This is a genomic window from Acinetobacter sp. YH12094 (assembly GCF_013419295.1).
Lineage (GTDB): Bacteria > Pseudomonadota > Gammaproteobacteria > Pseudomonadales > Moraxellaceae > Acinetobacter > Acinetobacter amyesii.
Genome location: NZ_VPAK01000065.1, coordinates 1 through 3,025 on the forward strand (window position 1 = coordinate 1; position 3,025 = coordinate 3,025).

2 protein-coding genes are annotated in these 3,025 nt (G+C 34.0%); both read left to right on the forward strand.

From position 1 onward, the window contains the following. Positions 1 to 283 precede the first annotated feature (283 nt). Complete coding sequence (locus tag FTU34_RS17495; RefSeq protein WP_373686519.1) at positions 284 to 2,413, forward strand: RHS repeat-associated core domain-containing protein; 2,130 nt, start codon at positions 284 to 286, stop codon at positions 2,411 to 2,413. A gap of 20 nt (positions 2,414 to 2,433) precedes the next feature. Beyond that, positions 2,434 to 2,877 (forward strand): hypothetical protein, encoded by a 444-nt coding sequence (locus FTU34_RS17500; protein WP_180036289.1) that lies wholly within the window; start codon positions 2,434 to 2,436, stop codon positions 2,875 to 2,877. The last annotated feature ends 148 nt before the right edge of the window (positions 2,878 to 3,025 follow it).

A 3,025-nucleotide genomic window follows, 5' to 3' on the forward strand; every position in this document is an offset into this window, starting at 1 on the left:
GCGACTCATGAGTGCTCGGTTATATGCGGGCCAATTGGTTGTGCGATAGATTTTGTGTGTAGGCTTCTTCATTTGAAAATTATATCGCTGAAAAAGCCTTTACAGATAGGTTTGTGCAACAAAGCCTTATTGGGATAAGATTGGTAATATAAAAAGAATAGTTAATCAAAAAGGAGAGAGTTATAATTTTGAATATGATCTATATAATAGATTATCAGTAGAAAAAAGTTTTGATGGTTTTGAGAAAAAATATATTTATAACGATAGAGGTTTTATATCCTCTATGGATTTAAAAGATATTTTGGTGAATATTAATTATAATAATGAAGGTAAAATATCTTCTAAAGATTTTGTAAATAAAGTTACAAATGAAAAAGCATATGAGCATTTTGAATACAATTTACTCTACAATTATTTGAGTGTAGAAAATGAACATAGTAAAATTGATTACGTTTATGATCGTTTAGGAAGAGTTAAGAGAGAACATCAACACTATAAATTACCTAATCTCACCCCAATGACCGCAGTACTACGTTATGAGTATGACGAATTGGGAAATCTGATAAAAACCATTCGTCCAGATGGGCAAGAAGTATCATACTTAACTTATGGCTCTGGTCATGTTTACGGTGTCGCATTAAATAAGCAAGATATGGTCGGCTTTAAACGCGATGACTTGCACCGTGAAATCGAACGTTACTTTGCTAATGGTTTGATTCAAAAAAATCAATACAATGAAGTGGACTTACTCATTGCACAAAACATTCAGCCCGAACAAGAAACAGTAGATAGATTGATGCATCAAGTACAGCGTCATTATTACTACGACAAAAATTATCTACTAACCCAAGTGCAAGACAGTCGTCTAGGACAATTGAATTACCAATACGATGCCATTGGTCGTTTAATCAGAAGTCAAAGCCAACAATATACGGAAAACTTTAGTTTTGATCCTGCAGGAAATTTAATTGATCCGATTGCAACGCAAAGTGCGGAAGTTAAAAATAATCTTGTGAAAAGCTATCAAGGTAAGCAATACAAATATGATGTTCAAGGAAATGTAGTTGAAACTCAACAGGTGGGAGAACAGCTGAAACTTCAATGGGATAATCTTAATCGCCTGGTTCAAAGTAATTACAACGGTCACATTACTGAGTATGGCTATGATGTATTTGGACGACGTTTATTTAAGGCTAATAAAACTAACAATAGCTTCACCTTGTTTGGTTGGGATGGTGACTTAATGGTTTGGGAATCACGACAAGATCAAGATACCCAAAACAGTTATACTAAACATTACGTTTATGAGCCGAATAGCTTTGTACCTTTGCTACAAGCAGGCTATTCTGGATTTATCAAACTGATCGATACACCAAATTATGAACGGTTTAGGACCGAACCCTATTCAATTCAACAAGACCCTGTTTGGCGGACAGATTCACGTAAAAACAGAACCGAACTCGAACGCATAACTTTTTACCACTGTGACCAAGTTGGTACTCCACAGACATTAAGTAATGAGCATGGAGAATGTGTTTGGGAAATCGCTTTAAATACTTGGGGCAAAACGCAAGAAATTAAAGTACAACATCCAGATAATCCTTTGGAGCATAGTCATATCCGCTTCCAAGGACAATATTATGATGAAGAAACAGGATTACACTATAACCGTTACAGATATTATGAGCCGTTTAGTGCACGTTATATAAGTAAGGATCCAATTGGATTAATTGGAGATATTAATGAATATAAATATGTAAATAATCCAAATCAAGTGGTTGATGTATTAGGTTTAGCACCATGGGCTGCAAAAGCTCCAACTAAAACTAGGTGTAAATACGTTGAATGCAACTTTCCAAATCCAGATTACCTGGTTTGTTCAGGAGGAGCTTTAGGTGCATCAGGTACATTGGCTGTTAACTTACACAATGGAAATCTGTATCGAGGTGGTGGAGCTGGTCTTGGATATATTAGGGATATCACAAAAGAAATGACAAGTGTAAATCCTAAAATGAAATTTGGGGGTGGCGTGTCATGTATCTTCTATACAATACAAAAATTACCTAAAACAGCAGATCGAGGTGATGCTACGGATAGTTTAATGGAAGGTATGAGTGCTACTGTAAATGCAAATTTAGGAATAATAGCATTTGGTGTTGATAAACCGATACAGTTAGATATGACAGAAAAAGGCCCACGGTTAGCTAAAGAACAGTATACAGCCGTAGGAGTTGGAGGAACAATAGGTGGTGGCCTTGATATATCTGCAGGTGGGCTACAACCTGCTGGGAATATTAAAGATTATCTATTTAAAGTACCTACTCGCGAAGTTGCGTTACCTGAAGGTTATAATGGCCCAGTTCATTATAATATAAACCATGAATTAAGTAAGATGGGTAATCTATCTTGGTGAATTAATTAAGGATAAAATTAATGAGATTATTCGTTCTGTTTTTTATTTTTATGATTGGTTGTTCAAACACAGATGTAAATGTTTCTGCAAAAAAAAGCATAAAATTAAGTTATATCTTTGATATGAAAAATAGAATTTTTTCTGATTATTATTTAATTCATGATGGAGATGTGGTTGCAGCATACTCTACATCTTCATTTTTTTATATTGCTGAACAAGATTTTAATGAAAAAGATTATTCTCTTATTAAACCAAAACTAATTAAAAATGATTGGAAATTTACTCGTGAAGTTAATGGGAAGGATATTTACTGTAGTAAAGATGGTGAAAAGACTATAGTAATAGCAAAACCTTTGACAGAACTGGAGGATTCAAGTAGTGGTGCTTTAGTTGTGCGAACAAAGAATCAGTGGAATATTGGCTTCTATTATGGTTTAGGTGTTTCAAAATATTGTAAATTATAAAATGATTCTTTGTACACGACAAAAAAAGATAACTCATTGAAATAATGGCATAATACTTGTTTTCTGACGACGAATATGATGACACATTTCAATGAGTTACATCTCATCTTAAACAAATATCTAAAGTGGAACAAGTCACATGCAAAAT